Here is a 23881-nt window from a genome sequence, read left to right as displayed (position 1 = left end):
GACAAGGAGATCCGCTGATGTATGCACCGACGACCGACCCCGAGGTCCACATGCTCGCGGGCTACGCCGACTCCCAGGTCGACGCGCTACGGGCCAGCGCGGCCGACCTGACCGACGACCAGGCGCGGCAGCGGCCGGCACGCAGCGAGCTGTGCCTGGGCGGACTGCTGCGCCACGTCACCTATGTCCTGCGCCAGCATGCCGAGGGCGGGCGCTCCGGTGAGATCGACGAGGCGGGCTACCACGCGTTCATGGACTCGTTCGCGTTCGACGAGCGGCACACCCTCGCCGAGGTCCTGGCCGAGCTGGACCACTGGCGGGCGGCCTGCCGCGAGCGCACGCTGCGCTCGGACCCGGACGAGGAGTCGCTGCAGCCGCCCGCGCCGTGGGACGGGCTGCCGGCGATGATGGGGACTCGGCGCTACGAGATGCTGCACCTGGTCGAGGAGCTCGCCCGGCACGCCGGCCACGCCGACATCCTGCGAGAGCAGCTCGACGGCCGGCTCGTCCCTGACCTCGAGGCGCGCGCCGCCGGGCGGGAGGTGTGGGACCCCGCGGCGTCGTGACGGACGCCGGCCGCCCGCCCCTCACTCCAGATCGGGGTCGTCGTCGCGGGGCCGGTATCGGCGTCCGAGACCCATCCGGGCCACGACCACGCCGATGACCGCGAGGAAGCCGACCAGCGTCACCGGGAAGGTCCACTCCGGCACCTCGCCGCCGGGACGGTGCGCGGCGACCCCGATCTGCACGTCGGCGGCCGCGAGCAGCCCGACCGTGGCCGCCGACACCAGCATCATGTCCTCGCGCACCAGCCGTTCGAACCTCACCAGCCGCCGCGGCCGCTCCAGCCACCACTCCTTGTGAGGCACGTTGATCCCGTCCGGCCAGACCAGCGCCAGCCGGGACAGCCAGATCATCGGGTAGGCGACCGCCGGCGGCAGCAGCGCCGACATCGCGAGCGCCGACGCGCGGCTGGACCAGCCGTCGGGGGCCGGTCCGGTGCCCCAGTGCGTCGGCACCCGCTCGGGCAGCGTGGCGACCAGCCACACGAGCGTTGCGAGCCAGGCGACGGTGGCGAGCCCGAGCGCGAGCCGCGGTCCCCAGGACGACGGCTCGCGCGGGAGGGTGCGGGCCTCTCGGGAGACGGCCTGGCGTCGTTGCTCCTGCTGCTGCCACGTCCCCCCGGACATCGTCATACGGGCACTGTATGCCGCCCGCCCGCCGGCCTCATCACCGCCTGCCGACGACAACCACACCCAGGGGCACGTCGTGGTCGCCCCAGCACCCCAGAACGACCACAACCACACCCCCGGGACAGGTTGTGGTCGCCCCAGCACCCCAGAACGACCACAACCACACCCCTGGGGCACGTCGTGGTCGCCCCGGCCGCCCGACTCGGGCGAGGACGCTCAGCCCTCGACGCGTTCCAGCACGGGCCGCAGGTCCTCGGCGGGCGGGGTCCAGGTGGCCGACTCGGCGTCGACCTGCTCCCCTGAGCGGATGTCCTTCACGGAGTCCGAGTCCCCCTCGGCCCCGAGGAACCACACGAAGGGGATCGAGCGCCGGTCCGCAAATTTGATCTGCTTGCCGAACTTCGCTGCGCTGGGCGCGATCTCGGTGGCGATGCCGCGCCCACGCAGCTCGGCGGCCACGGCCAGGGCACGCGGACGGTCCTCCTCGACACCCAGCGCCACGACCACGCAGGTCGGCGTCGGGCGCGAGGCCCGGACCGCCCCGGTCGACACGAGGCGGGCGAGCAGGCGGGACAGGCCGATGGAGATCCCGACACCGGGGTAGGTGGTGCGCCCGTCGGAGGCCAACGCGTCATACCGGCCACCGGAGCAGACCGAGCCGTAGGACTCGTGGCCGACCAGCTGGGTCTCGTAGACGGTCCCGGTGTAGTAGTCCAGGCCGCGCGCGACGCGCAGGTCGGCGACGAGCACGCCGGGTCGCTGCGCCATGGCCGCCTCCATGACCGCGGTCAGCTCGGCCAGCCCCTCGTCAAGGGTGGGGTGGGAGACGCCCAGGGCGCGCACCCGGTCGGCGAAGGACGTGTCCGTCGACGAGATCTCCGCGAGCGAGAGGCACTGCCCGATCTGGTCGTCCGTCGCGCCGGCCTCCGCCAGCAGCTCGGTGACGCCCTCCGGCCCGATCTTGTCGAGCTTGTCGACGATGCGCAGCGTCCCGACGATGTCGGTGAGGCCGAGGCCGAGGTAGAAGCCCTCGGGGATCTTGCGGTTGTTGACCTGGATCCGGTAGTCGCCGATCGGCAGCTTGCTGAAGACGTCCGCGATGACCAGCGGCATCTCGGCCTCGTAGTGCGCGGCCAGGGAGCCGGCGTCGACGATGTCGATGTCGCACTGCGTGAACTCCCGGAAGCGCCCCTCCTGCGGCCGCTCCCCCCGCCAGACCTTCTGGATCTGGTAGCGGCGGAAGGGGAAGGTCAGCTTGCCGGAGTTCTCCAGGACGTAGCGCGCGAACGGCACGGTCAGGTCGAAGTGGAGCCCGAGGGCCTTGTCGGGATCGCCGTCGGCGCCGGCGCCGGAGTCGGCGCCGGAGTCGCCGTCAGCCGCGAGGCGGTGGACGCCGTAGATCTCCTTGTCGGCGTCCCCGCCCTTGCCGAGCAGGCGGGACACGGGCTCGACGGCGCGCGTCTCGACCGACACGAAGCCGTGCAGCTCGAAGGTCTCGCGGATGATGTCGAGGAACGCCTGCTCGACCACGCGCTCGGCGGGCAGCCACTCGGGGAATCCGGACAGCGGGGCGATCTTGGTGCTCATGTGGTGTCAGAGTCCTGTGAGGTAGGGGTTGGCGGCCCGCTCGCGGACCATGGTGGTCGCGGGGCCGTGGCCGGGGAGGATGAGGGCGTCGTCGGGCAGCGGCAGGACGACCTCGCGCAGGCTGCGCATCATCGCGTCGTGGTCGCCGCCGGGCAGGTCGGTGCGTCCGATGGAGCCGGCGAAGAGCACGTCCCCGGCCAGCACGGTGCTGGAGGCCTCGACGGGGACACCGTCGGGCGCGCCGGGGAGCGTGAACATCACCGACCCCTCGGTATGCCCGGGTGCGTGCAGCACGTCGACGCCGAGGCCTGCGAGGTCCAGGTGCTGGTGGTCGCGCACCTGCTCGACCACCGGCGGCTCGCGCCAGGTCCACGCCGCGCCGAACTGCTGCTCGAACATCGCCACCAGCTGCGGGTCCAGGGAGGCCGCCGGGTCCTGCAGGCGGTAGCGGTCGTCGGCGTGGATGTAGGCGGCAAGGTCCGCGTCGTCGCCCGTCGTGCACACCGGCGTCACGGAGAAGACGTGGTCGAGGTGGCCGTGGGTGAGCAGCACCGCGGCGGGCTTGAGCCGGTGCTCGGCGAGCACCTCGCGCAGCTGGTCGACCACACCGATGCCGGGGTCGACGACGAGCGCCTGCTCGCCCGCGGCGGGGGCGACGACGTAGCAGTTGGTCCCGAACGCCTGGGCGGGGAATGCGAGTACGAGCACCAGGTCAGCCTAGTCGGCCGGTCCCTACACTCGTGCGGGTGACGAGAGAGCAGGAGCGGGCCCGCGCACGGCGCCGCCACGAGAAGGTCCAGGCGGCGCGGGTCGCCAAGGCGCAACGGGCGGCACGCCGCCGGCAGCTGCTCGCGGTGGTCGCGACGGTGGCGATCGTGCTCGCCCTGGTCACCGGGGTCGCCCTGGCGATGCGCGGCAAGGACGATGCCCGTATGCCGGACGCCCGCTCCTCGGCCTCCGCAGGACCTCCCGCAAGCACGGGCACCGCCGCGGGGCTGCACTGCACCCCCGCCCCGGCGCCGCAGGCGACCCCCAAGACCTTCGGGACCGTCCCGGACCGCGCGACCGCCGCGGGCAAGTTCTGGGTCGCCACCCTCGAGACGACCTGCGGACCGATCACCGTGGAGCTGGACGGCCGCACGGCCCCGCAGACCGTGGCGTCCTTCCTGCACCTCGCGCGGGAGGGCTACTGGGCGCCGAGCCCGTGCCACCGGCTGACCGCCTCCGGCATCTACGTGCTGCAGTGCGGCGACCCCACGGGGACCGGCTCGGGCGGCCCGGGCTACGGCTTCGGCATCGAGCACGCGCCTGCGGACGGGGTCTACCCCCGCGGCACGTTGGCGATGGCCCGCACCCAGGACCCGCAGAGCAACGGCGGCCAGTTCTTCGTGGTCTACCGGGACACCCAGCTGCCGACGCAGGGCGGCGGCTACACGATCTTCGGCAAGGTCACCGCCGGTCTGGATATGGTGGACCGCATCGCCGCCGCAGGGTCCGACGACTCCAACGGGCCCGGCGACGGCCATCCGAAGACCGCGATCAGCATCCTCAAGGTCTCCGTCACAGAGAAGAAGGCATGACCGTGTCCAACCAGCCTGAGCAGCCGACCACCCCGTCCGTCGACACCGAGGCCGACGCCGCGGTGTCGGCCGAGGCCCCCCAGGCGGCCCCCGCCGAGACCGGGGTCGAGCCGACCACCTCGGGCGACCAGCCGGCCGAGACCTCCACCAGCGAGGGAGCGCAGGCCGAGCCCGCCGCGACCACGTCCGTGAGCGAGGGCGTGACGACCGACGAGCCCACCACTCCTGAGCCGGAGACGAGCGAGCCCGCCACCCCTGAACCGGAGACGAGCGAGCCGGAGACAGGCGAGCCCGCGGCGAGCGAGCCCACGGCCGACGCCCCAGAGACGAGCGAGCCCGTCACCGAGCCGGCCCGGCCCACGCCGCCGGCCGCGCGACCCACGCCCGCCTCGATGCCCCGGCCCCCGGCGCGCCCGGCGGCCACCCCGGCCGCCGCCGCACCCGCCCCGACCCCCGCGCCGCCGAGCAACGCCGCGAGCTTCGGCCGCGTGGCCGAGGACGGCACGGTCTACGTGCGCACCCCCGACGGCGAGAAGCCCGTGGGTTCCTACCCCGGGGCGTCCGCCGAGGAGGCGCTGGCCTACTTCGCGCGCAAGTACGACGAGATGTGGGCCGCCGCGGACCTGCTCTACCACCGCGTGCTGCAGACGGGCCTGTCCGCCAAGGAGGCGTCCGACGACCTCGGCACGCTGCGCGAGCACATCGGCGAGGCCAACGTCGTCGGCGACCTGCCCGAGCTGGACGCCAAGGTGGAGTCCATCGCCACCGCGATCGAGGCCCGCAAGCAGGTGGAGGCGACCGAGCGGGCCGCCGCCCGCGAGCAGGCCCGCGCGGAGCGGGAGGCGATCGTCGCCGAGGCCGAGCAGATCGCCGCCCAGGACCCCGCCAAGACGCAGTGGAAGGCCTCGGGCGCGCGCATCCGCGAGCTCCTCGAGGACTGGAAGAAGCACCAGCGCTCCTCCGCCAAGCTCGACCGCGAGTCCGAGAACTCCCTGTGGCAGCGCTTCTCCGCCGCCCGCAACTCCTTCGACAAGGCCCGGCGGGTCTACTTCGCCGAGCTGGAGTCCACCCAGTCCGACGCCAAGGAGGCCAAGGAGAAGCTCGTCGCCGAGGCCGAGAAGCTCGCGACCAGCAAGGAGTGGGGCTCCACCGCGGGCGCGTTCAAGCGGCTCATGGACCAGTGGCGTCGCGCGGGCCGCGCGGGGCGCAAGGACGACGACGCGCTGTGGGCCCGGTTCAAGGCGGCGCAGGACTCCTTCTTCAACGCCAAGGACGAGATCGCGGCCGAGGAGGACAAGGAGTTCCGCGCCAACCTGGAGGTCAAGGAGGGGCTGCTCACCGAGGCCAAGGCGCTGCTGCCGATCAAGGACCTGCAGGCGACCAAGGCCCAGCTGCGCACCATCCAGGACAAGTGGGACGCCGCCGGCAAGGTCCCCCGCTCGGAGATGGGGCGCATCGAGGGCGAGCTGCGCAAGGTCGAGCAGACCGTGCGGGACGCCGAGGACGCCCGGTGGAAGAAGTCCAACCCGGAGGTCAACCACCGCGCCACCGCCTTCGCCGAGCAGATCGAGCGGGCCCTGGAGAAGGAGAACAAGGCCCTCGACAAGGCCAGGGCCTCCGGCGACGAGAAGAAGATCAAGGCCGCCGAGGAGTCCCTCGCCTCCCGCCGGGCGCTGCTCGAGATGGTCCACAAGGCCCAGTCCTGACCTCCCTCAGGTAGTCACCTCCGCCTGGGTTCGCACCCCAGGCGGACGTGTCGAACCCAGGCCGACACCGGCGCAGGGCCCGCACCCGCGAGGGGCGGGCCCTGCGGCATACGCCCTCGCAGCCTGCCCGACGGCGCCCCCGACAAAAGTTCTAGAACTATTTTGTTCGAGTTGCTCTAGAACAACTAGATTGTTGGCATGTTGATCACCATAGACCCCGAGTCGACCGAGCCGCTCTACGGGCAGCTCGTGGCGCAGGTCCGGGGCGCCATCCTGCGCGGTGACGTGGGCCCGGGCGACAAGCTGCCCGGCGCCCGCGACCTTGCCGCCAGCCTGGGCATCAACATGCACACCGTCCTGCGGGCCTACACCACGCTGCGCGACGAGGGGGCCATCGAGCTGCGACGTGGGCGGGGTGCCGTCGTCACCGCCAAGGGCCTCGACAGCCACGAGATCGAGCAGGCCGCACGTCGGCTGCTCGAGGTGGCCCGCCGGCACGGCCTCACCCTCCCCCAGATCCACGCCGCGCTCGACCAGGAGGCATCGTCGTGACGCGCGTCCCCGAAGCCGACCACGCTGGAGCAGACCGTGCCGCCCTTCAGCAGGACGCCCGGGCCCGGCGCGGCCAGCTGACCGTCGCCTCCGTGGCCCTCGTCCTCTGCTGGGCCACGGTCGCGGTCGTCACGGTGCTGTGGTGGTCGCGCCTGCCGGGCGACCTCGCCCACCAGTTCGCCACCGACGGCGCCGCCCAGGCGGTCCGGCCCCGCGCCGCGGCCGTCGTCAGCTCCCTGCTGGGCCTGGTCGTCCCGCCCGCCGCCTTCCTCGCCGTGATCGCGTCGCGATGGGCACCCCGGACCGCCAGCCGGCTCTACGTCGGGTCGCTGGTCGGGCTGACCGCCGGCCTCACCTGCGGCTACGTGATCCTGCTGCACGCGCACCTGGACCTCACCGACGCCTGGCAGGCGCGGCTCCCCGCCGCCGCACTCGAGCCCAGCGTCCTCGCCGGGGTCGCGCTCGGCGCCGTCGCCGCCTGGGTCGCCCCCGCACGACCGCGGCTGGACCGCCCCACCGGCCCGTTGCGGCGGCTGCCGCTGGCGCCCGGCGCCGTCGCGGTCTGGACGGCACGCGGCGTCGCCCCCGGCTGGGCGCGTGGGGTGCTCGCCGCCGCGGTCGTCGTCTCCACCGTCACGCTCCTCCTGCAGAGCCGCTGGACCATGCTGTGGCTGCCGCTGCTGATCGCCGTCCTCGCCGTCGCCTGCACCTCCGTCCGCGTCACGGTCGACGCGCGCGGCCTCACCTGGCGCACCCCGCTCGGCCTGCCGCGCGGTCGGGTCCCGCTGGAGGACGTGACCGGCGCCGAGGTCGTGCAGGTCAACCCCGCGGAGTATGGCGGCTGGGGGGGCTTCCGCATCGCCCCCGGCCACGGCTTCGGCGTGGTCATGCGGGGCGGCTCCGCCCTGCGGGTCACCCGCCGCTCCGGCCGCCGCCTGACCGTCACCGTCGACGACGCCGACACCGGCGCCGCCCTGCTCGACCAGCTCGCCCACCGCGTCTGACCCCAGGAGGCCAGCATGAGCACCCAGACCGCTCTCGCCCTCGCACCCCTCGCGGCGCTCGCCCTCGGGCTGGTCGTGTGGTGCCTGGTGGACATCGCCCGCAGCCCGAGCACCAGATACCTCCCCCGGTGGGCGTGGGCGGTGCTGTGCCTGGCGTCCTTCCCGGCCGGCGTCCTCGCCTACCTGCTCCTCGGCCGGGAGCACCGGCCGTGACCCTCGCCGTGCGCACCGAGCGGCTCGGCATCGACTTCGGCGGCGGGGTCGGGCTGCACGACGTCGACCTGCGCGTCCCCGAGGGTGGTGTCCACGCCCTGATCGGCCCCAACGGCGCGGGCAAGACGACGCTCTTCAGCCTCCTCACCGGCCTCGTCCGCGCGCACACCGGGACCATCGAGAGCGGCGGTCGCATCGCCTACTGCCCCGACACCCCCGAGCACGAACCCTGGCTCACCGCAACCGAGGTCGTCGCCCAGTCCCGCACCCTCTCGCGCGCCGAGGGCGATCGTGAGCAGGACCGCGAGGTGCTCGACCGGTGCGGTCTGGGGAGCGCGGCCGGTCGTCGCGTGGGTGCCTTCTCCCGCGGTATGACGCAGCGCCTCGGCCTCGCCGCCACCATCGTCACCGGCGCGCCCGTGCTGGTGCTGGACGAACCCACCTCCGCCCTGGACCCCTTCGGGCAGGCGGACGTGCTGGCCCTGGTCCGTGAGCTCGGCCGCGACCGCACCGTGCTGATCTCGAGCCACTCGCTGGCGGCCGTCGAGCAGGTCGCCGACACGGTCGCGATCCTGCACGAGGGTCGGCTGCGCTGGCAGGGCACGTTGGTGGACCTGCTCGGCTCCCAGCTGCGGCCGACCTGGCAGGTGCGCACCACCTCGAGCGAGGCGGCGGCCCACCTCCTGGGAGCCCTCCGCGGCGCGCCTGGTGTCACGGGCGCGGCACCGGACGGCCCGGTGGGGGTCGCCGTGACCTACGCCGACGTGGACGCGGGGCTGCGCGACCTGTCTCGAGCGCTCGCCGAGGCGCGGGTGCCGGTCGTGTCCAGCGTGATGCAGGCGAGCGACCTGGACGGGGCGTTCGTGGCCCTCCTCGCCGACGATGACCGTCGAGAGGCAGGTGCCCGATGAGCGTCTGGCGCGTGGAGTGGCTCCGGCTCGTCCGCACCCCCCGGCTGGTGAGCCTGCTGGTGGTCTTCACCTTCCTCGGCCTCGCCCAACCGGTCTTCGTGCGCTTCGGCCCGCAGCTCCTCGAGCGGATGGGCGGCAGCGGCGGCGCGCGGGTCCAGCTGCCGCCCCCGAGCGTCGAGCAGGCCCTGCCGGCCTATCTCGGCCAGGCGGGGGGCCTCGGGATGCTCGTCGCGGCCGGCATCACGGTCGCCGCGTGCGCCGTCGACGCCCGCTACTCCCTCTCGGTCTACTACCGCACCCGCTCGAGCCTCGTGGCCCAGCTCGTCCCGCGCCTCGTCGTCAACGCGGCCGCGGCGGTCGCGGCGTTCACGCTGGGGCTCGGCGCGGCGGCATACGAGACGGCCGTGCTCATCGCCCCGGTCGGCCCGGCCGCCCTGGCCCGGTGCTGGGCCGCGGGGGCGGCCTTCCTCACCCTCGCCTGCGCAGGGGCGCTCGTGGCGGCGGTCCTGAGCCGCAGCGTGCTGGCCGGGTTCGCCTGCGTGGCAGGGACATTCATGGTGCTGGTGCCGCTGCTCGGCACGGTGCCCGCGCTGCGCCCCTGGGTGCCGACCGCGGCCCCGGCGGGCCTGCTCGACGCGCTGCCCTGGCGGCCCGCCGTGGTCGCCCTGACGCTCGCGGCGGCCCTCGTCGCCACCGGGCTGCTCGTCGCGAGACGCAAGCCGCTCCCCCGGCACTGACCCCGCGGGTCAGGCCAGCGCAGCCGCGGTCAGCTCGGACAGGCGGGTCCGCTGGCGCCCCTCGGCGTCGAAGTTGCCCGCGGACAGCCACTGCTCGTATGCCGGACGCAGCCGCCGCCACTCCTCGTCGGTCATGGCGTACCACGCGGTGTCGCGGTTGCGGCCCTTGTAGACCACGGCGTTGCGGAAGGTGCCCTCGTAGGTGAAGCCGTAGCGCACCGCCGCGCGCCGCGACGCGTCGTTGAGGTCGTCGCACTTCCACTCGTAGCGGCGGTAGCCCAGCTCGTCGATGGCGTGCCGGGCCATGAGGTACATCGCCTCGGTGCCGCCGCGGTGGCGCTGCATCTGCGGGGAGAAGGTGATGGACCCGACCTCGATGGTGCCGTTGACGCGGTCGGCGCGCAGCCACGACGCGGTCCCGACGACGCGGCCGGTCTCGTTGCCGATGATGGCCAGCGGGATCGTCGTGGGGTTGTGGGCGAGCTTGCCGACGTAGGCCGCCAGCTCGGTCGTGGTGCGGAAGGGCCCGGCCGACAGGTAGGTCCACAGCGCCTCGTCGCCCTCCCCGCAGGTCAGCTCGTAGAGGCTCGGCACGTGCTCGTCGGTGAGGTCGACCAGGGTGACCTCCTCCCCCACGAGCCGCACGTCGCGGGGCAGCGCCCGCGGGTGCCAGCCCCACACGTCGTCGCCGATGGGTTGACCGAACTCGTTGCTGCGCACGGGGTTTCCTTCTACTGCTGCGGCATCTTGCGGGCGCCCCCGACGCGGCTGACGTCGAAGACGCCGTCCACCTTGCGGAGCCCGCGCATGACGTGGTCGAGGTGGGCCGGGTCACCCATCTCGAAGGTGAACTTGAAGATCGCGACACGGTTGGCCGTGGTCGAGGAGCTGGAGGAGATGAGGTTGACGTGCTGGTCGGCGAGGACCCGGGTGACGTCGGAGAGCAGCCGCGACCGGTCCAGGCCCTCCACCTGGATCTGGGCCAGGAAGACCGACGAGGCGGTCGGGGCCCACTGCACGTCGATGAGCCGCTCCGGCTCGGTCATCAGGTCGGCGGCGTTGACGCAGTCGCGCAGGTGCACCGACACGCCGTGGCCGCGGGTCACGAAGCCGATGATGTCGTCGCCGGGCACCGGGGTGCAGCACTTGGCCAGCTTGACCCAGACGTCGTCGGTCCCGACCACGACCACACCCGGGTCGGTGGCCCGCACCCGGCGGGTGCGCCGCGACGGCGACACCGCCTCCGCGGCATCCTCGGTGACGCCCTCCTCGCCCCCGGCCTGGGCGAGCATCTTGGACACGACATGCTGGGCCGAGACGGTGCCCGTCCCGACGGCGGCATACAGCCCGGCGATGTCGACGTAGTGCAGCTCGCGGGCCAGCGCCGTCAACGACTCCACCGAGGTGAGCCGCTGCGCCGGCAGCCCCTGCTTGCGCAGCTGCTTGGCGATGGCGTCCTTGCCGGACTCGACCGCCTCCTCGCGGCGCTCCTTGGAGAACCACGCCCGGATCTTGTTGCGCGCCCGCGGGCTCTTGACGAAGTTGAGCCAGTCCTGGCTCGGGCCCGCGTCGGGCGCCTTGGAGGTGAGCACCTCGACGACGTCGCCGTTCTCGAGCCGCGACTCGAGCGGCACGAGGCGACCGTTGACCCTGCCGCCGATGCAGTGGTGGCCGACCTCGGTGTGGACGGCATACGCGAAGTCGACGGGGGTGGACCCGGCGGGCAGGCCGATGACCTCGCCCTTGGGGGTGAAGACGAAGACCTCCTGGGTGTTGATCTCGAAGCGCAGGCTGTCGAGGAACTCCCCCGGGTCGGTCGTCTCGGACTGCCAGTCCACCAGGGACCGCAGCCAGGACATGTCGGTCTGGCCCTCGTCGCTGGTGGTGACGGCGCCCGGGGCGTCCTCCTTGTACTTCCAGTGCGCGGCGACGCCGTACTCCGCCCGACGGTGCATCGTGTGGGTGCGGATCTGGATCTCGACCGGGTTGCCGCCGGGGCCGATGACCGTGGTGTGCAGCGACTGGTACATGTTGAACTTCGGCGTCGCGATGTAGTCCTTGAAGCGCCCGGGCACCGGGGTCCAGCGCGCGTGCATCGCCCCCAGCGCCGCGTAGCAGTCGCGCACCGACTCCACGAGGACCCGGACCCCGACGAGGTCGTAGATCTCGTCGAACTCCTTCCCCCGCACGATCATCTTCTGGTAGACGCTGTAGTAGTGCTTGGGGCGGCCGGTCACCGTCGCCTTGATCCGGGCCTGCCCGAGGTCGTGCAGCACGATCTCACGGACCCCGGCGAGGTACTCCTCGCGGGCGGGGGCGCGCTCGGCGACGAGGTGCTCGATCTCCTCGTAGACCTTGGGGTAGAGCGTCGCGAAGGACAGGTCCTCCAGCTCCCACTTGATGGTGTTCATGCCGAGCCGGTGCGCCAGCGGCGCGTAGATCTCCAGCGTCTCGCGCGCCTTCTTCTGCGCCGAGGACGCCGAGACGTAACGCCAGGTCCGGGCGTTGTGCAACCGGTCCGCGAGCTTGATGACCAGGACGCGTATGTCGCGAGCCATGGCGACGACCATCTTGCGGACGGTCTCGGCCTGCGCGGCGTCGCCGTAGGTCACCTTGTCGAGCTTGGTCACGCCGTCGACGAGGCGGGCGATCTCGTCGCCGAAGTCGCGCCGCAGCTGGTCGAGGGAGTAGTCGGTGTCCTCGACCGTGTCGTGCAGCAGCGCCGCCGCGATCGTCGTGGGCGGCATGCCGAGGTCGGCGAGGATCGTCGACACCGCCAGCGGGTGCGTGATGTAGGGGTCACCGCTCTTGCGCAGCTGCCCGCGGTGGCAGCGCTCCGCCACGACGTAGGCGCGGTCGATGAGCGAGGTGTCCGCCTTGGGGTGGGTCAGGCGCACCGAGCGCAGGATCGGCTCCAGCACCGGGTTGGTCGACTGCCGCCCGCCGAACCTGGCGAACCGCGCCCGCATCCGCGCCGGCGACGGCAGCGCCACCGTGGGCTCGTTGACCGCAGCGCTCGTGACGGCGCTCGCGGCGGGGGCGCCCCCCGGGACGGTGGGGTCCGGCTCCGCCCGCAGGGCGGAGGCGCCCACGTCGCCGCGGTGGCGTCCGGTGCGGCGCAGCTCGTCCTGGTCGGTCATCCCGTCATCCTAGGCGTTGCTCAGGCGTGGACCAGCGAGGTGACCTCTCGTCCCGCCAGCTGGGACCGCCCGCCCAGCGCGTCGATCTCGACGACGAACTCGCAGGCCGCGACCACGGCGCCGCACTCCTCGACCAGCCGGCACGTGGCCGCGGCGGTGCCGCCCGTGGCGAGGACGTCGTCGAGCACGAGCACCCGCTGCCCCGGGTGCAGCGCGTCGGCGTGCATCTCCAGGGTGGCCGAGGCGTACTCCAGCGTGTAGTCGACCGAGACGGTCCCGCCGGGCAGCTTGCCGGCCTTGCGGACCGGCACGAAGCCGACCTCGAGGGCGTAGGCCACGGCCGCGCCGAGGATGAAGCCGCGGGCCTCCATGCCCACGACCACGTCGCACCGGCCGCGGTAGCGACGGGCGACGTCGTCAACGAGGCGGCGTAGCGCCGCACCGTCGGCGAGCAGCGGCGTGAAGTCCTTGAAGAGGACCCCGGGGGCCGGGAAGTCGGGGACGTCCCGCATCAGGCCGGCGACCAGCTGCGCGGTGTCGCGCAGCTGCTGGTCGGGCAGCTTCTGCTCGGTGGTCACGAGGCCGAACCTACCCGGCTACCGCTTGGCGCGGGGGGTGCGTCGCGGCTGGTTGCGCGGTCCGCTGCCCTGCGTGACGTTGGGGTGCAGCGGTCGGCGGCCACCGCCGGCGGGGCGCTCCTGCGCCGGCGAGGCGGGACGGGCGGTCGGCATACTGACGCTCGTGGCTCCGGCCGGGACCGGCTCGGCGCGGTCGAGCATCGTGCTGTGCGTGTCGTGGCTGCCCAGCTCGGACAGCAGCACCCCGGAGAAGTTGGCTCCGCCCCGCGCCTCCTGGTAGCGGTGCGCCCGCTTGGCCTGGTCGCGCAGGCCCGGCTCCCCCTCGCGCAGCATCGCCAGCACGGGCGTGGCGATGAAGACCGAGGAGTAGGCGCCGACCAGGATGCCGACGAGCAGCACCAGCGACAGGTCGAGCAGCACGCCCGGCCCGATGACGAGCAGGCCCACGATCAGCACGACGCTGACCGGCAGGACCGACATCATCGAGGTGTTGATGGACCGCACCAGGGTCTGGTTGACGGCGAGGTTGGCGGCCTGGCTGAAGCTCTGGCGACCGGTGTGGCTGGCCGACCGGACGTTCTCCTTGACCTTGTCGAAGACCACGACGGTGTCGTAGAGGGAGTAGGCGAGGACCGTCAGGAAGCCGATCATCGTCGCGGGGGTGATCTCGAACCCCAGCAGCGTGTAGAGGCCGACCGTGATGACCATGTCGTGCAGCATCGCGATGATCGCGGCGGCCGACATCTTCCAGGTGCGGAAGTACAGCGCCAGCACCACCGAGACGATGACGAAGAAGATCAGCAGGGCGCGCAGGGCCTGCTGCGACACCGACTGACCCCAGGACGGCCCCACGAAGGTGCTCGAGACCTGGTCCGTGCCGACCTTGAACTCCTGGCCGAGGGCGTTGCGGACGGCCTGGGTCGGGCCCTCCTCGAGCTTCTCGGTCTGCACGCGGATCGAGTTGGCGCCGATCTTGGTGACGGTCACGTTGCCGGCCTGCTCGCCGGCCTTGGCGGCGGCGGTGTCGACGGTCTGCTTGGCGCGGGTCTCGAAGGAGGACGGGTCGGCGATCTGGGACACCCGGAACTCCGAGCCGCCCCGGAACTCCAGGCCCAGGTTGAGCCCCTTGACGGCGAGCCCGGCCACGCAGACGGCGAGCAGGATCCCGGACAGCAGGAACCACAGCTTGCGGCGGCCGACGTAGTCCAGGCCGCGTCGACCGGTGTAGAGGTCGTTACCGAAGTCTGACACCTTGCTCACAGCACGGCCCCGCCTTCCTTGGTGTAGCTGCCCTCGCGGGTCCTGGCGGCCTCGCGCTCGGCGTCGAGCTGCTCGAGCTCGGCGTCGGGGTTGCGGAACCGGCCGCGCCCGATGTAGCGGGCCGGCTTGGCGCCCAGCGCCTCCGCGTCGAAGCCGGACATCTTGTGCCCCTGCCCGAAGAACCTGGTGCGGGACAGCAGCGCCAGCATGGGGTGCGTGAAGAAGAAGACGATCACCACGTCGATGATCGTGGTCAGCCCGAGGGTGTAGGCGAAGCCCCGGACGTTGCTGGAGGCCAGCAGGTAGAGGACGACGGCGGCGATCAGGTTGACCGCGTCGGAGATGATGACGGTGCCCTTGGCCCGCTGCCAGCCGGCCTCGACGGCCGCCGGGACCGACCGGCCCTCACGGATCTCGTCGCGGACGCGCTCGAAGTAGACGATGAACGAGTCCGCGGTCATGCCGATGGACAGGATGAGCCCGGTCACGCCGGCCATCGAGAGCCGGAAGTTCTGGGACCACCCGAGCAGGGTGATGGCGACATACGTCGCTGCGGCCGCCATGAGCAGCGACGCGACCGTGACCAGGCCGAGGGCGCGGTACTGGAACAGCGCGTAGATGATGACGAGCAGGAAGCCGATGAGGCCGGCGACCAGGCCCTTCTGCAGCTGGTCCGCGCCGAGGGTGGGGCTCACCGTGTCCTGCGTCTCCACGCGGAAGGACATCGGCAGCGCGCCGAACTTCAGCTGCTGCGCCAGCGCCTCGGAGCTGGTCTGCGTGAAGGACCCGGTGATCGACGACTTGCCGTCGTAGATCGGCACCGTGATCCGCGGGGCCACGATGACCTCGCCGTCGAGCACCGACGCGAACTGGTTGCGCGGCTCCGGCAGGTTGAGCAGCCGCTTGGACAGCTCGGCGAACTTCTTGGCGCCGTCGGAGTCCAGCGTCAGGTTGATGCCGTACTCCGTGCCGGTGCCGCCGGCCTGGTTGGGCTGCAGCCCCGACGTCGCATCGGCAATGTTGCCGCCCTCCAGCTCGGCCGGCCCGAGGACGTACTTCGCGCGGCGGTCCGTCGAGCAGGTGACGAGCGGCTTCTGCGGGTCGTCGTTGATCTTCAGGTCGAGGTTGGGGTCCGTGCAGTTGAGCTGGGTGAACTCCTGCTGGATCGCCGGGGTGATCCACGCGGGGTCGCTGGCGTTGGCGGGCTTGCCACCCGGGGCGGGCGTCGCGCCGGGGGCCGCGGGGGTCGTGGCCGGCGTCGCGCCGGGTGCCGCAGGCGTCGTGGCTGCGGGCGCAGGAGTGGCCGCCGGCGCGGGCGTCGTGGCGGCAGGAGCCGGCGCGGTCGCGGTGGGCGTCGGGGACACGGTGGCCCGGGGCGCGGCCTGCGCCGCCGCGGGCGGCAGCACCGCGGGGGCGGCGCTGGACGTGGCCGTGCCCGGCGCCGGCACCGAGGCCGGGCTGGAGGCCTTGGCCGAGGCCGGACCGCTCGGCGCTGCCGAGGCCTTGGGGGTCGCGGGCGCCGTGGGCGTCGTCGTGCCGGTCGCGCCCGGGGTGGGGGTGCCGGTGGCGCCGGGGGCGGGCTGGGTCGAGCCGGGCGCCTCGGCCAGCACCGCGCGGAACCGCATCATCGAGGACTTCTTCAGCGAGTCCACGGTCTCCTGCGGGGTGCCCTTGGGCAGGGAGACGACGATGTTGCGCCCGCCCTGGGTGGAGACCTCGGCCTCGGCGACGCCGGAGCCGTCGACGCGCTTCTGCATGATGTCGACGGCCTGGCTCATGGTCGACTCGTCGAGCTGCTTGCCGCCCTGGACCTGCGGCGCGAGCACGACCTGCGTGCCGCCGGCGAGGTCGAGGCCGAGCTTGGGGGTCCACTGGGCGGTGCCCCAGGTGGCGACGCCGGCGAGCAGCGCGTAGAGGCCGAGCAGGAGCACGAAGAACCAGGTGAGGGTCCGGCGCGCTCCTCTCGTGCGGGGGTTGCGGGCCATCAGTCGGTTTCCTTGGACGGTGCGGTCGGGCCGGCGTCCCCGCCGGCGGGGTGCGTGGTCGACGGCGCCTCGCCCATCAGCGCGCGCTCGTCGAAGGTCAGGACGACGCCGGGGGCGGCCTCGATGCGCACCAGCCCGCCCTCGCGGGACACCAGGGTGCCGACGAGCCCGGCGGTGGTGATGACCCGCTGCCCCGGCGCGAGGGCGGACACGCGGTTGCCCTGCTCGCGCTGACGGCGCCGGTTGGTCAGGAAGAGCCAGAGCAGGACCAGCAGCGGCAGCAGGAACAGCACGTATGACGCCGCCCCACCCTGGTTGGCCTCCGCGGCAAGCATGCTGGCACTGATCATGGTGACGTCTCTCGATCGGGATGGCGGGCGTGACCCACAGCCTCATCGACGGAGCGTGACGATGACGACACAACGGGCGGCGCGGGTAATTCTTTTCGGCAGTGTACGGGTCGCCCCTGTCCGGGCCCAATCACCACGCCCGCCGGGCCGGGGCGCCCCGGCTCAGGTGAAGCGGCCCTCGCCGCCCTCCAGGGGCAGCTGCGGCGCCCCGGCTCCGGGTGCGTCGACGGGGGCGGTCAGCCCGAGGTGCTCCCACGCGAGGGCGGTCGCGGCGCGGCCCCGCGGGGTGCGCACCATGAAGCCCTCCCGCACCAGGTAGGGCTCGGCGACGGTCTCGACGGTGTCGGGCTCCTCCCCCACGGCGACGGCCAGCGTCGACAGACCGACCGGCCCCCCGCCGAAGCGGGTGCACAACAGCTCGAGGACCCCGCGGTCCAGCCGGTCCAGGCCCCGCGGGTCGACGTCGAAGAGCGCCAGCGCGGCGCGCGCCGCCTCCAGGTCCACCACGCCGCGACCGTGCACCTGCGACCAGTCCCGCACGCGGCGCAGCAGCCGGTTGGCGATGCGGGGGGTGCCGCGGGAGCGCCCGGCGATCTCGGCGATCCCCTCCTGCTCCGCCTCGACGCCGAGCAGCCGGGCCGAGCGCCCGAGGATCGCCGCGAGGTCCGCGGCCGAGTAGAAGTCCAGGTGCCCCGTGAAGCCGAACCGGTCACGCAGCGGCGCCGGCAGCAGCCCGGCGCGGGTGGTCGCCCCCACCACGGTGAAGGGTGGCAGCTCGAGCGGGATCGCCGTCGCCCCCGGCCCCTTGCCGACGATCACGTCGACCCGGAAGTCCTCCATGGCCAGGTAGAGCATCTCCTCCGCCGGCCGCGCCATCCGGTGGATCTCGTCGAGGAAGAGCACCTCCCCCTCGGCGAGGCTCGACAGGATCGCGGCGAGGTCACCGGCGTGCTGGATCGCGGGCCCGCTGGTCACCCGGATCGGCCGTTCCAGCTCGGCCGCGACGATCATGGCGAGCGTCGTCTTGCCGAGCCCGGGCGGGCCCGACAGCAGGATGTGGTCGGGCACGGCGTCGCGGCGTCGGGCCGCCTCGAGCACCAGCGACAGCTGGTCGCGGACCCGCGGCTGCCCCGGGAACTCGGCCAGCCGCCGGGGCCGCAGGGCCGCCTCCACCCGCTGCTCGTCGTCGCTGCCCCGGGCGTCGACGACCCGCGCCGTCGCGTCATAGCTGCCGTCGCCATACGCCTGCTCGTCGCCGGGATCCCAGATCTCCGCCACGGCTCAGCGCCCCAGCTCGCGCAGCGCGGCGCGCAGCATCTCGCTCGTCGTCCCCGGCGCCTCACCGGTCTTGAGGACGCGCCCGACGGCATCCTCCGCCTGCTTGGCTGACCACCCGAGGCCGACCAGCGCCTCGACGACCTGCGGCTGCGCGCCGGCGGTGGCGGTCCCGGTCGTCGCGGCAGGCGCCGCCCCCGGGAGCGCGCCAACCTTGTCGCGCAGCTCGAGCACGAGACGCTCGGCGCCCTTCTTGCCGATGCCCGGCACCTTGGTGAGCGCGACGATGTCGCCCCCGGAGATGGCCGCGCGCGCCACGTCGGGCGCGTGCACCGACAGGATCGCCAGGGCCACCTTGGGGCCCACCCCGCTCACCGTCTGCACCTGCTCGAAGAGCGCCCGCTCGTCGTCGTCGCCGAAGCCGTAGAGCGTCAGCGAGTCCTCCCGCACCACCAGGCTCGTCGACAGCCGCGCCTGCTGCCCGGTGCGCAGCGACGCGGCCGTGGCCGGGGTCGTGTGCACGAGCATCCCCACCCCGCCGACCTCGACGACGACGGAGTCCAGGTGCACCGAGAGCACCGTGCCGGCGACCGACGCGATCATGAGTCCTCCTGTGGTCCAGTCTGTTTCATCGTATGCCGCTGCCGCGGCGCACCGCCTGGCGCCGGGCCGCCGCCACCGCCTGGTTGCCGCCACCGGCGCGGTGCTCGGCGACGGCCTGCTCCCACCGGTTGGGGGTGGCCCGCTGCTGCCGTCGCGCCGCGTCGAGGGCATCGGCGACCCGGTTGTCGTCCACGGCGCCGGCGAGGCGAGCGGCGGCGCCTCCTCGCCATACGTGACAGATGGCGAGAGCGAGGGCGTCGGCGGCATCCGCCGGGGTGGGGCGCTCCTGCAGGCTCAGCACCCGCATGACCATGGCGGTGACCTGCGCCTTGTCGGCCCGGCCGTTGCCCGTGACGGCGGCCTTGACCTCGCTGGGCGTGTGCAGGGCGAGCGGGATCCCGCGGCGCGCGGCGGCCAGCATCGGCACCGCGCTGGCCTGGGCCGTCCCCATGATGGTCGACACGTCGCCGCGGGCGAACATCCGCTCCACGGCGATGGCGTCCGGGTCGTGGTGGTGCAGCCAGTCCTCCAGCTCGGTCTGGATCGTGAGCAGCCGCTGGTGGATCGGGTCGCCGCTCGGGGTCCGGATCACGCCGACGGCGATCATCCGCAGCGGCCGGCCGGGGACGCCCTCGACCACCCCGATGCCGCACCGGGTCAGGCCGGGGTCGACGCCGAGCACCCGCATGCCGTCCCCTCTCGCCGGAAGTGTTGCGTGTCAGTAGCCGTGACGCGCACCGCCAGTGCGCGCTGACAGTGTCCCAGGCGGCCGGCGCCCGGGGACGCTGACACACCGAGGCTCCGAACACACGTTCGCCGACCCCAACCCACCCCGTCCCCGTCTGCCCCGCCGTCCCCCCGTCTGCGCGCCCATCCCCCGTCTGCCCCGCCGTCCCCCGTCTGCGCGCCCATCCCCCGTCTGCCCCGCCGTCCCCCCTCTGCGCGCCCATCCCCCGTCTGCCCCGCCGTCCCCCGTCTCCACGCCCATCCACGGTCTGCCTGGCCATCCCCGGTCTACCTGGCCATCCCCGGTCTCGAGCTGCAGCCCCAGACCGGCACTGCACGGCAAGACCGGGGACACAACCCCAGACCACCACCACCCAGAGACACGCGAGCGGGGCCGGATCCCCGACCCAGCCCCTGCGTCGCCCGTCTCGGCGCCCGTCCCCCGTCTACCTGGCCATCCCCGGTCTCCAGCTGCAACCCGAGACCGGCACTGCACGGCAAGACCGGGGACACAACCCCAGACCACCACCACCCAGAGACACGCGAGCGGGGCCGGATCCCCGGCCCCGCTCGCGTCGCCCTCAGCAGCCGCTCGCGCCGTCGTCAGTCCTCGAACCCTCTGGTCGGACTTCCTCCGCGCTGATGGCCTCGCTCGTGTCCTCGCGCCGTCGTCAGTCCTCGTCGTCCAGACCGAGCTCGGCCGCCACCTCGTCGCTGATGTCGCCGTTGGTCCAGACGTTCTGCACGTCGTCGCTGTCCTCGAGCGCGTCGACGACCTTCATCATCTTGGTCGCGCCGTCGGCGTCCAGGTCGACCTTCAGGTTGGGCACGAACGACGCCTCCGCCGACTCGTACTCCAGCCCGGCCTCCTCGACCGCCTTGCGGACCGCTACGAAGTCGGTCGCCTCCGAGATGATCTGGAAGGTGTCGCCCTCGTCGTTGACCTCTTCGGCGCCGGCGTCCAGCACGATCTCGAGCAGGTCGTCCTCGGTGGTCTCGCCGTCCTTCTGCTTCTTCGGGACGACGACGACGCCCTTGCGGGAGAAGTTGTAGGCGACGGAGCCGGGGTCGGCGAGGTTGCCACCGTTGCGGGTCAGCGCCACGCGCACCTCGGTGGCCGCCCGGTTGCGGTTGTCGGTGAGGCACTCGATCAGGACCGCGACGCCGTTGGGGGCGTAGCCCTCGTACATGATCGTCTGCCAGTCGGCCCCGCCCGACTCAGCGCCCGACCCGCGCTTGAGCGCCCGGTCGATGTTGTCGTTGGGGACGGAGTTCTTCTTGGCCTTCTGGACCGCGTCGTACAGCGTCGGGTTGCCGGCCGGGTCGGCCCCACCGGACTTGCAGGCGACCTCGATGTTCTTGATCAGCTTGGCGAAGAGCTTGCCGCGCTTGGCGTCGATGGCAGCCTTCTTGTGCTTGGTGGTGGCCCATTTGGAGTGGCCGCTCATGCATCTCTCCTCGTGATGTCCTGCCTGGCAACTGAGCCAGTCTACGCGTGGCGCACCATGTCGACGAAGAACTCGTGCACCCGCAGGTCCCCGGTCATCTCCGGGTGGAAGCTCGTGACCAGCAGCGCTCCCTGTCGAGCCATCACGACCTTGCCGGCGGCCGGGCCCTGCGGCACCGTCGCCAGCACCTCGACCTGCTCGCCCACCTGCTCCACCCAGGGCGCCCGGATGAAGATCGCCCTGAACGGCGTCCCCGACTCGCGCATGCCCTCGACCTGCAGGTCCGCCTCGAAGGAGTCCACCTGCCGCCCGAACGCGTTGCGACGCACCAGCATGTCCATCCCGCCGAGGGTCTGCTGGTCGCGCGTCGCGTCGACCACCTGGTCGGCGAGCATGATCATGCCCGCGCACGAGCCGTAGACCGGCATGCCCGCGGCGATCCGGTCCCGCAGCGGCTGCTGCAGGTCGAAGGCGCGCACCAGCTTGTCCATCACCGTGGACTCGCCACCAGGGATGACCAGCCCGTCGAGCTCGGCGAGCTCCTCGGGTCGGCGCACCGGGATCGCCTGCACCCGTAGGCACTCGAGGGCGTGCGCGTGCTCGCGCACGTCGCCCTGGACGGCGAGGACTCCGATGCGGGTGGGCCTGGTCACCCGCGACACCCTAGTGCTCAGGCCGTATGCCGCCGAACCGCCCGTCTCCCCCACCCGCCACCTCGACCTGCGCCCCACTCTGCTTCTCGACCCGGCTGCGGTGGCATCCGCAGCCCTAGTGGTGGGAAGCGGCGTCTCGGCTGCGGCGGCAAACGTCACCAGCATGCCCGGGTCACAGACCTGCTCGTCGGGATATGTGGTCTGGGCCTACGTGCAGACCAGGACCTCCGGAGACGTCACCTTCTACAACTCGTCCGGCCTTGTTCTCTCCAAGTCGGTCGGGGGCACCGTCCACACCTAGTACTCCTCGTCACGGTCGCTCTCGTTGCCGCAGCCTGCAGGACATACCGGCACCCCCCGCGTCGAGCACTCCCTCCCAGAGCCGGTAACGGGGTCAGGAGCGCGCGAACGACCGCAGCTGCAGGTCGATGACGACTTGGGCCTGGACGTCGTCCAGGCCCAAGTCATTCCTCAGCACAGACTCGAGGTCTGCCAAGGACGAGGTTTCACTGAGGACAGTGAAGATGCGCGAACGCTGCTCGTAGGCGGTGTCTACCGCCCTCAGTATGTGTTGGCGAAACGCCTCTTGATCAACCGACATGACCTATGACCTCCGGTGAGACTCGTCGCGGCACCTGCTACCCGCCCATTCTGGGCCCAGCCGCCACTACGGGTGGGGGAACACGACCTCGATGCGCGACCCCGCGGCCCTGCTGCGCGGGGCGCTGCCGGACGCAGGCGCGTGACCGGACGCCGGCGCGTGACCGGACGCGCCGCGCGCCCGACGCCTCAGCGACCGGTGCGTTCGGCGTGCAGCGCGTGCGAGCGCAGCGCCTTCCTGCGCACCGCGAACCAGCCGGCCACGAGCGCGGCCACCACGACCGGCGTGCACGCGAGGATGAGCTGCCCGTCGGGGTCGAAGGCCATGGTGACGAGGATGAAGCACAGCGCGGCCAGGCCGAGCCACGAGGTGACCGGCGCCCCGGGCATCGGGAAGGTGGTCGCGGGCAGCTCGCCGCGGTCGATGCGGCGGCGCAGCGCGATCTGGCAGGCGAAGATCGTCCCCCAGGTCCACATGACCCCGATCGCCGCCATGTTGAGGGCGAGCTCGAAGGCCCGCGCCGGGACGACGTAGTTGAGGAACACCCCGAGGCCGTAGACGGAGGCGGTGAGCAGGATGCCGCCATACGGCACGTGGTGCTTGTTCATGCGCCCGGTGAAGGCGGGCGCCTCCCCCTCCGCGGCGAGGGAGCGCAGCACGCGACCGGTGGAGTACAGCCCGGAGTTGCACGAGGACAGGGCGGCGGTGAGCACGACGACGTTCATGGCGTCGCCGATCCACGGCTGGCCGAGGTTGGAGAACACCGTCACGAAGGGGCTCTCCCCGGCGTGGTACATCGTGTAGGGCAGCAGGCAGCCGAGCAGCAGCACGGAGCCGACGTAGAAGAACGCGATCCGGAAGATGACGGCGCGGATCGCCTTGGGGATGACCTCGCGGGCGTTCTCGGTCTCGCCGGAGGCGGTGCCGACGAGCTCGATGGTGGCGTAGGCGAAGATCACGCCCTGCATGACCATGACCAGCGGCAGCACCCCGGCCGGGAAGAAGCCGCCGGGTCCGTGGACCAGGTTGCCGAGGCCGGCCTCGTGGCCGGCGATGCCGGTGCGGGTCGCGACCAGGCCGATCCCGACGACGATGAAGGTGATCAGCGCGACCACCTTGACCATCGACGCCCAGAACTCGAACTCGCCGAACGCCTTGACGCTGATGAGGTTGATCGACAGCACCACGGCCAGCGCGACCAGGGCGGGGATCCACTGCGGCAGGTCGGGCAGCCACTTGTTGACGTACTGCGCGATGGCGGTGATCTCGGCGATCCCGGAGGTCATCCAGTTGACCATGTACATCCAGCCGGCCACGAACGCCCACTTGTTGCCGAAGAACTCGCGGGAGTAGGACACGAAGGACCCGCTCGACGTGCGGTGCATCACGAGCTCCCCGAGGGCCCGCATCAGCAGGTAGGCGATGACCCCGCACCCGGCATACGCGAGGACCAGGGAGGGGCCCGCCTTGGCGAGCCGGCCGCCGGCGCCCATGAAGAGGCCCACCCCGATGGCGCCGCCGATGGCGATCATCTGGACCTGCCGGTTGGTCAGGCTCTGGTGGTATCCCTCGTCGCCGCTGTCGCTGAGGCTGAAGCCACCCGGCTCCGGCTCGGTCGCGACCTGCGTCTGGCTCTGCTCGGATGACGTCATCGTCGGAAGGCTCCTTGGTCGTGGGGTGCCCTCGGCACGCTAGCGGGCGGGGTCGTCGGCCCGGCCGGCGGGGTCGGGTTCCCCTCACAGATCGTGGACGGTTCGTGCCGCAGGGCGCCACGAACCG

General features: G+C 72.6%; 23 protein-coding genes. 8 read left to right on the top strand and 15 right to left on the bottom strand.

The genetic code is table 11. The features are described from left to right. The first annotated feature begins 17 nt into the window (after window positions 1–17). Window positions 18–566: a mycothiol transferase gene (locus tag ADJ73_RS11925; RefSeq protein WP_050348439.1), complete on the top strand. Its 549-nt coding sequence runs from the start codon at window positions 18–20 to the stop codon at window positions 564–566. A gap of 21 nt (window positions 567–587) precedes the next feature. Here the strand turns inward: ADJ73_RS11925 and ADJ73_RS11920 are convergent, their stop codons facing one another. From ADJ73_RS11920 to ADJ73_RS11910, 3 genes are all read right to left on the bottom strand, one after another. Continuing rightward, window positions 588–1196 (bottom strand): DUF1648 domain-containing protein, encoded by a 609-nt coding sequence (locus tag ADJ73_RS11920; RefSeq protein WP_050348438.1) that lies wholly within the window; start codon window positions 1194–1196, stop codon window positions 588–590. Window positions 1197–1409: 213 nt separating this feature from the next. Beyond that, entirely contained in the window at window positions 1410–2780 is a 1371-nt protein-coding gene (hisS, locus tag ADJ73_RS11915) for a histidine--tRNA ligase (protein ID WP_050348437.1), read from the bottom strand. Between the two features lie 6 nt (window positions 2781–2786). Further along, window positions 2787–3488, bottom strand: a complete 702-nt coding sequence (locus ADJ73_RS11910) for an MBL fold metallo-hydrolase (RefSeq protein ID WP_050348436.1) — start codon at window positions 3486–3488, stop codon at window positions 2787–2789. 38 nt (window positions 3489–3526) lie between these two features. On the opposite strand from ADJ73_RS11910, the gene ADJ73_RS11905 reads away from it, so the two are divergent. From ADJ73_RS11905 to ADJ73_RS11875, 7 genes are all read left to right on the top strand, one after another. Beyond that, the gene (locus ADJ73_RS11905; RefSeq protein WP_050349430.1) at window positions 3527–4360 is read left to right on the top strand and encodes a peptidylprolyl isomerase; all 834 of its coding nucleotides are present in this window, start codon (window positions 3527–3529) and stop codon (window positions 4358–4360) included. Beyond that, a complete protein-coding gene (locus ADJ73_RS11900) occupies window positions 4357–6066 on the top strand; it encodes a DUF349 domain-containing protein (protein WP_082176961.1) in 1710 nt (569 codons plus the stop codon). The genes ADJ73_RS11905 and ADJ73_RS11900 overlap by 4 nt, the downstream gene beginning before the upstream one ends. Window positions 6067–6264: 198 nt before the next feature. Beyond that, window positions 6265–6618: a GntR family transcriptional regulator gene (locus tag ADJ73_RS11895; protein WP_050348435.1), complete on the top strand. Its 354-nt coding sequence runs from the start codon at window positions 6265–6267 to the stop codon at window positions 6616–6618. Continuing rightward, window positions 6615–7622, top strand: coding sequence for a hypothetical protein (locus ADJ73_RS11890; protein WP_050348434.1), 1008 nt, complete (start codon window positions 6615–6617; stop codon window positions 7620–7622). The genes ADJ73_RS11895 and ADJ73_RS11890 overlap by 4 nt, the downstream gene beginning before the upstream one ends. Window positions 7623–7637: 15 nt before the next feature. Beyond that, the gene (locus ADJ73_RS11885; protein ID WP_050348433.1) at window positions 7638–7835 is read left to right on the top strand and encodes a PLD nuclease N-terminal domain-containing protein; all 198 of its coding nucleotides are present in this window, start codon (window positions 7638–7640) and stop codon (window positions 7833–7835) included. Next, a complete protein-coding gene (locus ADJ73_RS11880) occupies window positions 7832–8746 on the top strand; it encodes an ABC transporter ATP-binding protein (RefSeq protein ID WP_050348432.1) in 915 nt (304 codons plus the stop codon). Before ADJ73_RS11885 ends, ADJ73_RS11880 begins: the two co-directional genes overlap by 4 nt. After that, entirely contained in the window at window positions 8743–9483 is a 741-nt protein-coding gene (locus ADJ73_RS11875) for a hypothetical protein (RefSeq protein ID WP_050348431.1), read from the top strand. Before ADJ73_RS11880 ends, ADJ73_RS11875 begins: the two co-directional genes overlap by 4 nt. 9 nt (window positions 9484–9492) lie before the next feature. Here ADJ73_RS11875 and ADJ73_RS11870 read toward each other — a convergent pair whose 3' ends face one another. The 12 genes from ADJ73_RS11870 to ADJ73_RS11805 all read right to left on the bottom strand — a co-directional run bounded on the left by ADJ73_RS11870 (window position 9493) and on the right by ADJ73_RS11805 (window position 23754). Next, the gene (locus ADJ73_RS11870) at window positions 9493–10203 is read right to left on the bottom strand and encodes a GNAT family N-acetyltransferase (RefSeq protein ID WP_050348430.1); all 711 of its coding nucleotides are present in this window, start codon (window positions 10201–10203) and stop codon (window positions 9493–9495) included. A gap of 11 nt (window positions 10204–10214) precedes the next feature. After that, a complete protein-coding gene (locus ADJ73_RS11865) occupies window positions 10215–12623 on the bottom strand; it encodes a RelA/SpoT family protein (protein ID WP_082176959.1) in 2409 nt (802 codons plus the stop codon). A 20-nt stretch (window positions 12624–12643) separates the two neighbouring features. Further along, entirely contained in the window at window positions 12644–13135 is a 492-nt protein-coding gene (locus ADJ73_RS11860; RefSeq protein ID WP_050349427.1) for an adenine phosphoribosyltransferase, read from the bottom strand. An 84-nt stretch (window positions 13136–13219) separates the two neighbouring features. Beyond that, window positions 13220–14452: a protein translocase subunit SecF gene (secF, locus tag ADJ73_RS11855; protein ID WP_050349426.1), complete on the bottom strand. Its 1233-nt coding sequence runs from the start codon at window positions 14450–14452 to the stop codon at window positions 13220–13222. Between the two features lie 5 nt (window positions 14453–14457). Beyond that, window positions 14458–16446 carry a protein translocase subunit SecD gene (gene secD / locus ADJ73_RS11850; RefSeq protein ID WP_050348429.1) on the bottom strand — a complete coding sequence of 663 codons (1989 nt, stop codon included), beginning with the start codon at window positions 16444–16446 and terminating at the stop codon, window positions 14458–14460. Beyond that, window positions 16446–16796: a preprotein translocase subunit YajC gene (locus ADJ73_RS11845; RefSeq protein ID WP_050348428.1), complete on the bottom strand. Its 351-nt coding sequence runs from the start codon at window positions 16794–16796 to the stop codon at window positions 16446–16448. Before ADJ73_RS11845 ends, secD begins: the two co-directional genes overlap by 1 nt. A 162-nt stretch (window positions 16797–16958) precedes the next feature. Next, on the bottom strand, window positions 16959–18074 hold the full coding sequence (gene ruvB, locus ADJ73_RS11840; protein WP_441293932.1) for a Holliday junction branch migration DNA helicase RuvB: 1116 nt from the start codon (window positions 18072–18074) through the stop codon (window positions 16959–16961). A gap of 3 nt (window positions 18075–18077) precedes the next feature. After that, complete coding sequence (gene ruvA / locus ADJ73_RS11835; RefSeq protein ID WP_050348427.1) at window positions 18078–18674, bottom strand: Holliday junction branch migration protein RuvA; 597 nt, start codon at window positions 18672–18674, stop codon at window positions 18078–18080. A gap of 25 nt (window positions 18675–18699) precedes the next feature. Further along, window positions 18700–19362: a crossover junction endodeoxyribonuclease RuvC gene (gene ruvC / locus ADJ73_RS11830; protein ID WP_050348426.1), complete on the bottom strand. Its 663-nt coding sequence runs from the start codon at window positions 19360–19362 to the stop codon at window positions 18700–18702. 709 nt (window positions 19363–20071) lie between these two features. Then, window positions 20072–20848: a YebC/PmpR family DNA-binding transcriptional regulator gene (locus tag ADJ73_RS11825; protein ID WP_050348425.1), complete on the bottom strand. Its 777-nt coding sequence runs from the start codon at window positions 20846–20848 to the stop codon at window positions 20072–20074. A gap of 41 nt (window positions 20849–20889) precedes the next feature. Next, window positions 20890–21501, bottom strand: a complete 612-nt coding sequence (pdxT, locus tag ADJ73_RS11820) for a pyridoxal 5'-phosphate synthase glutaminase subunit PdxT (RefSeq protein ID WP_050348424.1) — start codon at window positions 21499–21501, stop codon at window positions 20890–20892. A 789-nt stretch (window positions 21502–22290) separates the two neighbouring features. Beyond that, the gene (locus tag ADJ73_RS11805) at window positions 22291–23754 is read right to left on the bottom strand and encodes an amino acid permease (protein ID WP_082176957.1); all 1464 of its coding nucleotides are present in this window, start codon (window positions 23752–23754) and stop codon (window positions 22291–22293) included. Window positions 23755–23881 lie beyond the last annotated feature (127 nt).

It is taken from the genome of Arsenicicoccus sp. oral taxon 190, assembly GCF_001189535.1.
GTDB lineage: Bacteria > Actinomycetota > Actinomycetes > Actinomycetales > Dermatophilaceae > Arsenicicoccus.
This window is presented reverse-complemented; position numbering and strand designations above follow the sequence as displayed.